We start from the raw sequence: 12400 nt of genomic DNA on the forward strand, positions 1-12400 counted from the left end.
CATGTACCGTGCCAAGCCAAAAAGCATTTAAAAAACACCCAAGAGTCAGCTTCCTCTACGTTGCATACCCGACATTGTCGGTTATCGGACAATGCCGAACGTGCCTCTCGGCATCGACCTACGCCTGAACCCGAGCGCCCCCGCAAGGTCGTTCGCTGCCATTTCGACCTGGTGGTGACCGGGTTTTAGCTCCGACTGTTCTCCGCTGACGGACAGGGCGGATGTCGCTTTTAAAAGAGGAACTGTCTGTACCTTCAATTCAAGAGGGCGCGGCCACGAGAGACGGCGCGGCGAATGCGGTCGCGCAGATGATCGCGAGGATCAACACATCCGGCAGACTGGCAAATCAGCAGCCTGATATCTGTCCACCCTCAGGGGCGCACTCCAAACCGGGGTCAAAATTGGACGCCGATTCCCCGCCTCAGGTGTCAAAATCGCACGCCGAAACACAGGACCGTCATCGGCGAATCCGCCCGGAGAACCGAAACTGCATTCCCCTGGGCGGTAGAACGATGAGAATGCCGTCGCCTTCGACCCTACCAGGGAACCACAGCCTGAATAATGAATCTGCGCTCTGATCTTGTTACGGCGCCTCAAGGGAGGAGCAGCGATATGCCGAGCGTTTGATTGCGCTGGGGCACATCTTGAGTTTCATTCCTATGCTCATCGTCGCGCGACTGGTACCGAACTTCCTGGGACCCATCGAAAAGCTCAGCCCCTTGGCCGGCTTTGCCAGCGCAGCTGGATCGCCAAATCAGAAAGAGCACACTTACGAAATAGCCCAGCTGAAGAAGTAGCGAGCAGCCCAGCGTCGTGACGACTGCTAGACGGAAAGAATGCGAGGCGAAGTAAACCGCCACAGCGTTGCCGCACAGGACCAGCCCGAGGAGCCGACAAAAGATGATGAAGCGCATGCCGTTCTCCTGATTTTGTCTCGTCAAATCATGCAGCTCATGCTGCGATCTGGTCGGCCGCGAGATGGGTCTGGCAGTTCTTTGGGCAGACGCGGCCGCAGGCTCCGCAGCCAATGCAGCGGCCGGCATGGTCGACAACCATGATCATACGATTGAGCTCACCGTCGAAATCGTCGTCATCGGCGCCGCAGGCGCCGAGGATTTCACCCGCGTCATCGACGCCGTAAAGATGCATGACCTCCCGCGAGCAGACTTTGAAGCAGCGGCCGCAGCCGATACAGATCTTGCCATCGATAGCGATCAGATATTCCGGCACCCATATTGAGCCGTCGCGGCTGATGAATTTGCTCCTCATCGCAAAGTCTTCATTTTGGCAAGCTCTCTCCTGGCACCATCCAACTCGGCATAAACGGCATGCGTTTTCTCGGCGACTTCCTCTATCTCAATCCATTTGACCGGGAGACCCTCGGCAAGGTCGCGCAAGTTCGTCTTGGCAATTGCCGCGCGCAGTTGAAGCTTTCGGACTTTCTTCGCCATCTCATCCAGGTTTGACATGATCCTTCCTCGAAAATGGGTTTCTTCACGCCCGCGCCACTTCGGGATAGGCAATAGCTGCAGTCTCATCGCCGACCAGTTTCGCGCCGGTATCCGCGAGTTTCCGGAGAGTCTCGAAGCCGAATCGGAGACGTCTCGACAGCCGTTTGATTTCTGTTGTTGACAATGTCATCACGCCTGAGCGCTCCTCGATCGCCAGCTCCGACATGTCGAGCCTCCACAGCACGTCCGGATCCGGATTGCCAATGAGTGGATATTCCGGCGCAGTTCCTCGGTGATAATGAAATCGGCCAGCAGCCAAGTGTCCGATTTCCGTTGGCATGAGCCGTGGAAATCCTGAGCACGGATCAGCCGCAGGAGGCATTTGACGAACGGGCGGGAAAGGGCCTCGCCATTCTTGTTGACGGCAGGGCCAAGCGCTGCGTGAGACATTTCGTTTCGTTTCCTCAATTTCAGGTCTCGTCCTCAACGGAGGATTTCTGCTTTCGGTTACGCTGACTTCGGGCTCGCTTCCGCAGCCGACGTCCGGCCTCGCCAGGCCGATTCCACGTAAATGCTGCCCCTGTGGCCGACCTTGAACAGGTCCTGGACTGTGACGTCTTCAACGGCGGGCCAAATTCGCTTCGAATATCGCCGCCGCGGCTATTCGGTTGGAAGTCTAAGGTCCGAGCCCTGAGCTGGAGCAAACCGTCGACCCTGTGCTCCATGGACACAGTTACTGCGGGCGCGCCGCAGAAAATGGGCGAATTGACCAGGGTTCCATTCCACTTGTCATCCCGACACCTTGCCGGGCTGAAAGTTCGTGAGAGGATCGCCACGCAGCCAGTCGTCCACTTTGATCAGAGGAGCCGGTGACTCTCTACGCAACATGTTGTTCTCCATTCCCACACCTTTCCTGACGTTTATGCGCGAGCTGGTTCTCTCAGAACGGAACATTAGGAGACCATCAAAGTCTTGCGTGTTCTCATGCGATCAGCCCTCACTCAGTATTTCCGATCTCAACCAGCAAACGTCATGCCAGCGCGTTGCCCGCAGTAAATGCATGATTCTGCCTGGAAACCTTACAGGCCCAAGACGGCCGGTTGTTTTGAACCCAACATGTTTTCTGCTGCTGTCAGCTTTTGGACACGCATCATGCGTCAGACGCTTGAGGGCGAGAACGGCTTGGCTGTCTGCCCTGCGGCAATGTTGGCGTCGGCTCATCTAGCATCATTCGCCGCTGGCGATGCGCGGGCGCGCTAGGCTGACCCAGCGCCCCGAACCGCATGACCTTCTTGATCGGCTGGCTACAGGTCGGAAATTCCGCGATTCCGAAAAAGTTGGTCAGCGCAGTGCAGCCCGCTCGGCATTTGCCGCACGAATGGCAAGCGCCCGAAAGCTGTCAACCGAGGGATCCTCCAAGGCGCGGGCCGGCATCTCGACGATATGTTGGTTAAGGCCGGCCAGTGTTTGTGCCTATGGTCTGGGAGTGGCCTTCGGGCAGCCAGTGGTAGCGAGTAAAGCTTTGGCATCCTCGGCTTTGATTGCCGCCCAAATCTGGTCGAAATCACGATAGGCTATTATGCCTCCTCCTCATGGAGAACAGGAAGCTCTGCTCTGGCGTAGAAGCCTAGCACGGGTCCGAGATCAAAGGTCGTTCCTGGCGCAAGGCGCCGGACGGACGTGGGCCATGTTTCGGTCGAGACGCCATCGATAGCTCGCGCCAGCGTGCTGGCGAATCGGGGCATCAGCGGTGCGAGTGTCTGCGCCAGGATCGCAGCGGCCGTCGTCTGAAGGGCGAGCGAAGTGCGGGTGCGGGCGGGATAGAGACGTCGCGCCGCTTCATAGTCTTGCGCCTGTCGGTAGACTACACAATCGCTCACGAAATCGCAGGCCTGCGCGGCCGCGCGCCGGACCGAGAAGCCATCGTCCGAATAGGCGCGTTCCATCGCCGCGCGATGGATCTCTATCCGAGCAAAGAAAGCGCGATCGGCGGGAGCCCAGTCGCCTGCATCGGGCACACAGCCGCCAAAGTCCTGCTTGATTTCCCGGTGCAGCGCATCAAGCCAATTCAGCCAGATCCCTTGGAACACCTCGTTCTTGGTGCGGCGTAGCGCGTCCAGCGTGAAGTTCGTTCGCTCACCTTCCGGGCGTGTCAGGCCCAAATGAAGACGGACGACATCGACTGTCTTTGGGCCCAGAACCTCTTTGCCCCAGACCGCATGACCGCGGCTGGTCGAGAACTTCTGGCCGTCGAGCAGGTAGAACTCGTTCACATGATACCGGATGCGCGGGGTCCAGTGGGAGAAGACCTCAGCATAAAGCGCCGGATAAAGCAGGGCGTGATAGAAGGAATTATCGAAGCCGAAGAAATGGACAATTTGCCAGTCCTTGCTGGGCAGGGCCGCATTCCAGTCTCGGCCGAGCGATGTAGCTAGCGCCTGGATGTTGTAAAGAAAACCAAACGCCATCTCTGGCCAGACCCAGATCACCTGCCCCGGGAGCCCCTCGGCCGGCAGGCCCCAGTCCGAGGGGTGGGTGATGGGCACGGAAAAGTCGCCACGTTGGCGTAGACGCGCGAAGAGGTCCATGATCCGAACGGGGGCGCCCGACGCCCTTAAATGCCGGTCGATAGTGTCGTAGCACCGTTCCAGCGCAAGTTCGGGACGGCGCACGGAGCCGACCACCGGCGCCTCGGCCGAGTGCCGCGACCGGACTGCACCTAGGTCGTGGCATAGGTTCGGTGCGCCGCATTCCTCGCAGATGTTGCCACCAGCGGAGCTGCCGCAATAGGGGCAGAGGCCGATTACATCCGGTTCGTAAAGGTAGTCGCCTGTCACAGCATCGAAGAGCGCAGGGCTCCGGCGCAGATCTACCGCCGTGCTGCTCAGAAGACTACGGAAACACGCGGCTTGAAACTCTGCGTAAGCGCTATCGCCCAAAGTCGGGAGGAAGCTATGGACCTCACAGTCGAGAAGCGCAAGCGTGGCTCGAATCTCGTCGGCGTAGTTGCGCGCCACCTTTGCGGGCGTCGATTGATCGGCATCGGCACGCGTGGCGACGTAGCTCTGGTAATCGTCGCTTCCAGTCAGGTGATAGGCTTCGACCCCTTTCATGCGCAGGAAACGCGTGTAGACATCGGCGCCAAAATAAGGGCCAGAAAGATGCCCCAGATGCAGATCGCCATTAGGTGTCGGCGGCGTGGAGAAGACGAAGATCGGTCCGCGCGGAGTCGCGACCTGTGCAGCAGCTTCGAGGGCGGCCTTGCCGTCGCGCCAGTAGACATCGACGAAATTTAGCTCTTCGTCCCCATCGTTGTGCAGCACATGCGCTTCAAAAGGGTGGAACAGAACGACGTCGCCGGCTTTGACCGAGATTTCCCCAAGGTCGGTCCTGACCTTGCCCGCTCCTGACAGGACCACGAAGGCCTCGATTTCGTCGTGCCGATGGGGCTCGGATGTGACGCCTGGTGCCACCTTGCCAAATGAAAACCCGGTGCCCGCGCTTCCCGTCCCAAGCGCAGCCATGTCGATACCGAACACCCGCGACAGCTGCGTTCGAGAAAACGTGGATTTCCGCATGACGAACCTCAGCTGTCGAAACAGTGGTCTCTTCGGCTGCCGACGCAACAGCATCTGCTGCAAGTTGCGAAGAGAGCGGCAGCCCGACACGTTGGCCCCCCGTCAGAATAGTCCGGCTCTGGGCCCCAGGCGGGCGAAACTACGGGCGCCAGGAGGGCTTTAGGCGTCACAGAAGAGCGCCCGGCGACACCTCTTCACATCGACATACCGAAGCGTCGTGACGGACTGCAGGCGATGCTCCAGTAGCCGGCAATCAAAACCATGCTCTCCGCGCATTTTTTTGGCGGCCGATCAGTTTCGTTTGCATTCCCGCCTGGTTCCGTGAGCTCAATCGCGATAGAAAATGCCGTTTGGGAGCTTGAGGTTGTCGAGATCAGCCACTTTGCCCTCTGGCGGATTAAGGGCGCGCTTAAGCACGTTATACTCAGCGCGGGTCGGTCCACCGGTTGAAGCACGCTGGAACACCAAGTAGAGCGTCCGCCGCGAACGATTGCTTTTATTCGGCTTCGAGTAATGCGGTGCATAATCGTCGAAGATGAAGATGTCGCCAGCCTTCCATACTACGGGTTCCCAGGAGAATGTTTCGGCGACCTCAGGATCAATCACCCCGCCGGCATCCATGGGAAATACCCCCTTCTTGTGGTTGCCGGGGCTGAAGAAAAGGCCACCATTGTCCGGGTCGGAATCGTCAATGCCTATGGCAACGATCGCATGGACCATCCGGTCGGGCAGCCTGTGTGGAATGTGATAAATGTCCTGATGCGGGCGATAACCGCCGCTATCGGGATAGTGGAAGATCAGCAACTCCTTGAGTCTGCGCGAATCTTCGCCAAGCAAATCCTCGACCGCAGAGTTTATGCGCTGATCTTCTAGGAGGAGCAGACGCAATGGGTCATGGAAGTCCAGAAAATTCTCGGCCTTAGACGTGATCTTTCGATCATCAGTCGTCTTCTCGAACCACATGAGCCATTTATCATCGCTGACATCCCAGCGTGATATGTCTTCAACAAAGCTAGACATACCTTCCACAGCCGCGGGATCGAAGAACCTTTCGAGCCTGATGTATCCGTCTTTCTGCCACTTTTCTCTTTGTGCATCGGTCAACATGCGAAAAGCCTCCTGTTGGAAAGAGTGGTTGGTCAAACATTCCGGTTAGAGGCAGTCGGGCGCCGTCAGGGTGTGGGCCGGAGACGATACTCCACGGCATGCAGACGGCGACGCTAAGTGCGTTGCGCTCCGGGTGGATTGCAAGGCTTTGTTGTCCCTCCTCAATGGAGAGATCGCCCAGGCCCGTAAAGATCTATCGATCCGGTACGTCTGCATAGTAGTCACGGCCGAGCATGCTGTTGATGGTGCGACTGCCCGATAAGAGGACCTTTCGTGCAGCCTGACGCAACGCAAGTCGTGCGCCGCGCAAATCTTTGCGACAAGTTCCCGTTCGGGTCGGGCGATCAGGGAGGCACGTCGCTGGCATCGGGTCCATCGATGCTCCAAAAACGAGTATTGTCCGCACAAGTTCGGCGCCAGACTGCCCATCCGAGGCCACGCAGGGTCCAGGGATTCCCGAAGCTGGTGCCGATCACTTACCTCACCCGGTCCAGCCACCACACGCATCGCTACGAGCCGGAAGCCTCCGCTGACGGCCGACGCAGCCATGGTCGCCAGGGCCACTGCGCACTTTCGAGTGAGCGACCTAGTACGGTTTCGACGACCCTGGGGCAAATGGACGCCCGCAGAATAAAGCGATGCGCCCATAGATCCAAGGGCATGTTCAGTGACGATGAGTTCGGAGCGGACTCCGGCCGTCGCCGCGGCGGAGGCGGATAAAATTCCTTGGATGCCACCGCCGATGATCAGTAGTCGCTGAGTCATATCCCGCTGCCCATTTCTTCGGCTACCGGGTCGGGCCAGCTCTCGACGGTGGTACGGCTGATAAAGCCAGGATGCTCAGGGTTCGCGCACGGCGCGCGCTGTAGAAGGCTGTCAAGAATGCGGCGAGCTCGCCACGCCAGCAGGCTTAGGTTCGGATCGGCCAGCCCGCGCTGGCCGGGATTGGCGTTCTGTACGAAGATGCGTCTGTCACGCGGTCCGTCCCAGCACACCGAAAAATCCTCGTTGATGACCAACTCATTGTCGGTCTGTTGCAGCTGATCCGCCATCGGTTCCAAAAAGCTTGGCACGGCGTTCTCGTAACCGGTGGCCAGGATGACGATGTCGGCCGTGACTTCTTCGACGTCGCCCAAGCCGCGCTGCAGCGTCAAGTTGTGACCCGCGCCGGCGTTGATGCAGCGCGAAACGTTGCAACCCGGCCGCAGTGCGATGTCACATAGGTCTGGCTCAAGAAATTCGTGGCGATACAGCGCCTGGTAGACGGCGCGCAAAGTGCGATCCGAAATCCCATCCGAGGCGAGCACGAAACGCCGCAGGAACAGCTTGCGCTGCGGCTCGCTCATGGCCGCGAAACGATCCGAAAAACAGGGCATGAACAACTCGTTTGTGAACGGGCTGTTGTCGAGGGGCAGGTAGTTTTCGCGCTGCGAGACCCAGGTGATCGAGGCAGGCCGCCGTTCTCTTGGCCCACCGACCAAATGCAACAGCACCTCGGCTCCCGACTGGCCTCCACCAACGACACAAACATGTTTATGTCGCACCTCAGGATGGATGTGCAGCAAATCGGATGAATGGAACAGGTTGCGTCCGATCCAGCCCTGAAATTGAGGTGGAATCCGCGCTTGCTTGCCGATGCCGACCACCAGGTCTCTTGCACCGAGAACTGCATCGTCCGTCCGCACCCGAAACTCGCCATCATAGCGTATTTCGCGGACGGTCTCGCCGCCGCGCACAAGTGGGTTTCTGCGGAACGCCCAGTTCAGGTATTGTTCGAACTCAGCCCTGAGCACAGCATCGAACTGTGCATTCAGAAAGTGGTATAGACGCCCGTTCTCGTGCAGGTAGTTTATGAACGTGTAGGCGGATCGCGGATTCACCAGCGTGACCAGATCCTTGATGTGGCTGACCTGGAGTTCTGAGGACTCGAATGCGCTGCCTGGATGCCAGCGGAAGTCGACTTGCCGATCCAAGAACAGTGCCCCGTGCCCAACCTGCTCATGGATCTGACACGCGAGGCTCAAATTGGACGGGCCAGCACCGATCCCAATGCAAGAGAGCTCCAGGTGCCTTGCTCCTGCTGACGCCTCCCAATCAGGCGCTGTACGCGGCGAATGTCGGCCATAGCCGGTCGGCTTGCCCTCCCCGCACGCATCATCGACACCACAGGACTTGCAACAGTTTGTCCGGGCGTTCGTAGTATCGGGTGTGACGCCCGCAGATGCCGGCTCCGTGATGAGATCTGAACTCATGCCGACGACATGTTGCGCGTGGCTGGCATCAAGACTCCCGCCTCGATGACCCGGAGTGGTCAGTGACATGCTTTCGCAGCCTATCCCTCATTGCAATTGGGCTCGGTTGCCCGCCTCGACCGTGATGAGCCGACCTTCGGCCTGCTTGGCGACCAGCGAGGGCACGATCATGAGTGCGGCGACAGCATTTTTCCGTGGGTTTGATCATAGAAGACCTCCGCTGCTGCTTTCGGGAGGTCCCCTGCATCGAACGTGCCAGAGCAAAACATCAGCAAAGGGAACGGAAGGCAGGTTCGCAATCCTGTCGAGTATCCGACATTGAGGCCGAAACCTTGCACCGGCGCCGATTTTTGCACGCAATCGTACTCTTCGACTTCATAGCGTTGCAGGCTCTCTTGGCACTTTCCACACGGCCGTCATCGAGGACTGGCCCGGCGCCGAGTGTCGATCCCTGAAAAGGAATTTCCGTTATCAAGGTCCTCATGAGGACTATCCCGACATGGTCCTGCATTACGGCGACACGACGGATGCGGCTATGCGGTGGCGAAGCTCTACGGCTACTGGAGCACCATGAACTACCGCGAGGTATACGGGCTCTATGGCATCCTGTTCAATCACGAAGGGCCGACGCGCGGCGAAACTTTCATCACGCGCAAGGTGACGCGTGCGGTGGCTCGATCATGGCCGGCAAACAGGACTGTCTCTATCTCGGAAACCTGGAAGCAAAGCGCGACTGGGGCTCGGCGCGCGCCTATGTCGAGGGCATGTGGCGCATCTTGCAGCATCAACCTGACGATTTCGTGCTGGCAACCGGCGAGACACACACGGTCCGCACCTTTGTCGGGGCTTGCCTTCAGGCGAGTCGAAAAGGAAATCGTCTGGGAGGGCGAAGGCGTTGACGAGGTGGGCCGTGAACGCATGAGTAATCAAGCGCTGATCCGGATCGACAAACGCTGTTTCGGGCCAATCGAGGTTGACCTGCTGATCGGCGATGGCTCCAAGGCAGCCGACAAAACTCGATTGGAAGCCGAAGACCACTTTCGATGAGTTCGTCTCGGAAATGGTCGAGGCTGACTGCCGCGCCTACGGGATCGTGTTAGCGTGGCGTGAAAACACGATGACTTCGCGGCATGTGCATCTTGCCGTTTCAGGGACGTCGGCATTTCAGGCCCGCCGCGGTCAGCCGGCGTCAGTCAGTTCTATCGTTTGGATCGGCAAATTCACACATCCTGCAAAGCAGAAAACCAGCCGCTCCATTCATGCGATCGACGATTTCGCAAAAAACTTGGCTTTTAAAGAGATCGCCATATTCGTCGCATAGAAGGTTGCCCAATACGTGACGCCGCTCAAAATCCATGGAGCAGAGAGTGACCTCGCCGTTTGGAAGTAGTACATTCCGATACTGCCGTTCGTCCACGCATATCAGCGCTCCGACGACTGGCTGCCGTGGTTCTACAATCTTAGGGTCTACGCTTCCACCCCTGCTGCTCACCGGTCGCGCGCGAACTAGGGCTTGGGCAGGGATAATGTCGGCGATATCGGGATGGGGCTCACCCAAAACCACGAATCGGATCGAAGGGATGTCGGCGTCGACGAGTTGACCAACCAAATCGCGATACTTGGCTCCGACAAGGCGGCTATTCATGTGGGCGCCATCATCAAAAACATGAACCACGAATACCCCCAACCGCAGCGCCTGCAAGCGTTGTAGATCCTGCCCCTTCATTCCCACAAGCGTCGTGAAAATCCTGATGCCGTGGCCTTTGGCGGAAGCGTGCTCGACCATTTCGGTGCAATCGGGATTGAGCCATGGCTCAGAATACCCGGCAAAACTAATGTCGACGGAGGCTGGTACGCGCGCCAGACAGCGCTTGAAATCTCCAAGACTAAGATGCTTCGTATCAGATACTTTTCTTTGCCGGTCAGCGAACTTGTCCTGCGGACAATATGAACATCCCACGATGCATCCGGTGGTCGTCGTTATCTCCAAAACTCTGCCGGCTGGGATAGCAGAGCGCAGTTCCGGTAAAATCATTCGTTGTGACTCCCACTCGTCTTGGTCATGCATAACGTCCAGCATGGTGTCGTTGGCTTCATGACACCGACGGTCAAGACAGTCCGAATGAGCCCAGCCATCTCCGCCTGGGCAGCAGTCAACAGCCGGTTTCCTCAATCTGCCGGGCGGACTATCAACGAACTTTGGGCGCATCGGCGCGGCAGGGCGGCGCAACCGCAAAGTCGCGCGTCAGCCATTGCCAAGGTGTAGCCGTGACCGTTGAGCGGGCGCGCCGCCGAGATGGCGCAGCAGAAAATCAATCGTCTCGCGTTCTTATGCGGTCAGCCCCCACTCAACATTGCCGCATCTCCAGCAAAGGCCGTGCCAGCGCGCTTAGCCGCAGCAACTGCACGAGTAGGCTTCGAGAAACCTCACGCCCAAGGCGGCCGGTGGTTTTGGACCAGACAGTTTTTTGTCGCTGTCAGCTTTTGGACATGCATTTCAGACGCTTGAGGACAGACTTGGCTGTCTCCCCTGCGGTAATGTTGGCGTCGGCTCATCATCTAGCATCATTTCGGCACCGGCTGTGTGCGCGGAAGATCTACACGACCTGACCGCCGCGTGCAGCGACTGCCTGCCGGCTCATAGCTGATCTTTTCTCCTGAAGCCGGCGATGGGGCCAGGCCGTCGAGTGCGTGCTGCCGGATGCTGCGTATGCTGTCTGGCTAGACGGCGGATACCGCGTCACCTCCATATTTTCGCGACAGAGGTTTGGTGGCGTCGCAGGCCTTCCTGCTACATCACCGCAGTGCTCGGGAATTCGTATCTGATCCCCGTGAGGCGAAGACCTTCTCTCTCGACTGGCTCGCCGAGGCCGTCTGTCCTGCGGGCACCGAATGATTTCTCATTTGGCATGGCGCATGCGCGTCGATCCGCAAACCCCGTCTGGACAAATCGGAGCTGGCCGCCACTCCACCTCCTCCTACCACGAGGGCAGACGGGAAGCAGCGCCTTCAAATAAGGAACAAAATCACTTTACCTCGAATCTTGCCTCTCGATCACAACCGGAGCCATGGAACCGCGTCCGCGACCATCGCCTCGCGCCCCAAGGCAATTGCCCAGCGCAAATGGCTACGCGCGATTACGCCATGCATCCCTTACGAGGCTATGACAGCACCTCGGAGAGCCTCGCCGCCATCATGCAGACCGATCTAAGCCCACCTGATCCAGCACAAAGGAATTTCAAACATGCACCAAGATACCGTCCGTGGGAAAGCTTTCGCCATGCCCCTGACCAGCCCGGCCTACCCGGCCGGCCCATATCGCTTCCGCAACCGGGAGTATCTGATCATCACATATCGCACCGATCCGCAGAAACTGCGCGACCTTGTGCCGGAGCCGCTTCAGGTGTGCGAGCCTATGGTCAAGTTCGAGTTCATTCGCATGCCGGACTCGACGGGCTTCGGCGACTACACGGAAGGCGGACAGGTCATCCCTGTCTCCTTCTGTGGCCGCAGGGGGAGCTATACCCACTGCATGTTTCTCGACGACCATCCGCCGATAGCGGGCGGACGCGAGTTGTGGGGCTTTCCCAAGAAGCTCGCTAGCCCAACGCTCCGAACGGAGACGGATACCCTTGTTGGCACGCTGGACTACGGGCCGGTCCGCGTCGCGACGGGTACCATGGGCTACAAGCACCGAGCCGCCGACCTCGCGAGCGTGAGGGCCTCGCTCGCTGAACCGAACTTCCTCCTCAAAATTATCCCGCATGTCGACGGCACGCCGCGCATCTGTGAGCTCGTGGAATATCATCTAGAGGACGCCCATTTGAGGGGCGCCTGGACCGGCCCGGCAGCCCTGAACCTCTGGTCGCATGCGCTTGCCCCCGTCGCCGAACTGCCGGTGCTGGAAGTAGTCTCGGCAGTACACCTCGTCGCAGATCTCACGCTCGCGCTCGGGAAGGTCGTCCACGACTATCTCCCGGAAGCCTAGCCTCGCCATCGGAAAGGAAGAACC

Annotated in this window: 8 protein-coding genes and 2 pseudogenes; 2 read left to right on the top strand and 8 right to left on the bottom strand. The window is 58.8% G+C overall.

Annotation, left to right across the window (positions count from 1 at the left end; translation table 11 throughout):
• Positions 1–593: 593 nt before the first annotated feature.
• From EB235_RS33240 to EB235_RS33270, 7 genes and pseudogenes are all read right to left on the bottom strand, one after another.
• The gene (locus EB235_RS33240; RefSeq protein WP_027033224.1) at positions 594–914 is read right to left on the bottom strand and encodes an exopolysaccharide production repressor protein; all 321 of its coding nucleotides are present in this window, start codon (positions 912–914) and stop codon (positions 594–596) included.
• Positions 915–951: 37 nt separating this feature from the next.
• Complete coding sequence (fdxB, locus tag EB235_RS33245) at positions 952–1269, bottom strand: ferredoxin III, nif-specific (protein WP_027033223.1); 318 nt, start codon at positions 1267–1269, stop codon at positions 952–954.
• Positions 1266–1469, bottom strand: coding sequence for a CCE_0567 family metalloprotein (locus EB235_RS33250; protein WP_027033222.1), 204 nt, complete (start codon positions 1467–1469; stop codon positions 1266–1268). The genes fdxB and EB235_RS33250 overlap by 4 nt, the downstream gene beginning before the upstream one ends.
• Positions 1470–1494: 25 nt before the next feature.
• A pseudogene (locus EB235_RS33255) lies at positions 1495–1901 on the bottom strand (DUF269 domain-containing protein).
• Between the two features lie 1127 nt (positions 1902–3028).
• A complete protein-coding gene (locus EB235_RS33260) occupies positions 3029–5029 on the bottom strand; it encodes a class I tRNA ligase family protein (protein ID WP_027033221.1) in 2001 nt (666 codons plus the stop codon).
• 327 nt (positions 5030–5356) lie between these two features.
• Positions 5357–6136, bottom strand: coding sequence for a phytanoyl-CoA dioxygenase family protein (locus tag EB235_RS33265; RefSeq protein ID WP_027033220.1), 780 nt, complete (start codon positions 6134–6136; stop codon positions 5357–5359).
• A gap of 761 nt (positions 6137–6897) precedes the next feature.
• Positions 6898–8202 carry a lysine N(6)-hydroxylase/L-ornithine N(5)-oxygenase family protein gene (locus tag EB235_RS33270; protein WP_027033219.1) on the bottom strand — a complete coding sequence of 435 codons (1305 nt, stop codon included), beginning with the start codon at positions 8200–8202 and terminating at the stop codon, positions 6898–6900.
• 720 nt (positions 8203–8922) lie between these two features.
• Here EB235_RS33270 and EB235_RS33275 point away from each other — a divergent pair.
• Positions 8923–9469, top strand: a pseudogene (locus EB235_RS33275) (GDP-mannose 4,6-dehydratase); the annotation flags it as partial.
• Between the two features lie 108 nt (positions 9470–9577).
• On the opposite strand, the gene EB235_RS33280 reads toward EB235_RS33275, so the two are convergent.
• Positions 9578–10423, bottom strand: coding sequence for an SPASM domain-containing protein (locus EB235_RS33280; RefSeq protein ID WP_032926733.1), 846 nt, complete (start codon positions 10421–10423; stop codon positions 9578–9580).
• Between the two features lie 1209 nt (positions 10424–11632).
• Here EB235_RS33280 and EB235_RS33285 point away from each other — a divergent pair.
• Positions 11633–12376 carry an acetoacetate decarboxylase gene (locus EB235_RS33285; protein ID WP_027033217.1) on the top strand — a complete coding sequence of 248 codons (744 nt, stop codon included), beginning with the start codon at positions 11633–11635 and terminating at the stop codon, positions 12374–12376.
• Positions 12377–12400: the final 24 nt, after the last annotated feature.

Origin of the sequence: Mesorhizobium loti R88b, from assembly GCF_013170845.1 — a bacterium.
GTDB lineage: Bacteria > Pseudomonadota > Alphaproteobacteria > Rhizobiales > Rhizobiaceae > Mesorhizobium > Mesorhizobium loti_B.